The sequence below is a fragment of the Paenibacillus sinensis genome (genome assembly GCF_019904155.1).
GTDB classification, from domain to species: Bacteria; Bacillota; Bacilli; order Paenibacillales; family Paenibacillaceae; genus Paenibacillus_AQ; species Paenibacillus_AQ sinensis.
Map to the genome: position 1 here is coordinate 1 of NZ_JAHCMB010000072.1, position 303 is coordinate 303.

A 303-nucleotide genomic window follows, 5' to 3' on the forward strand; every position below is an offset into this window, starting at 1 on the left:
CCGAACAAGATACGTATACAAAAACGAGATCCGCGAGCTGCTAAAAGTATACGAAACGGATGCAGCCAGGCGCGCAGCTGCCGCCGATTCGTATACAACTCATTACGACCCCCATTCGTTGTAATTCATTTGCTGACGGCAACGTTCTTCATCCACACACCCCATTGCAAAATCCCCATCTTCTAAGTCATAACTTTGGAGCTCCACATTATCCAAACCGCAATATTCACAACGGCCAATTACAGGAGCTATCTTTTGCTTGTCAGAACCATTCATTTCAAATTTCATACGAACACTCCTCCA

General features: G+C 45.2%; 1 protein-coding gene. It reads right to left on the reverse strand.

Annotation, left to right across the window (positions count from 1 at the left end; translation table 11 throughout):
* Nucleotides 1–102: 102 nt before the first annotated feature.
* A partial coding sequence (locus KIH86_RS09370) for a hypothetical protein (protein WP_223110412.1) occupies nt 103–303 on the reverse strand: 201 nt, incomplete at its 5' end.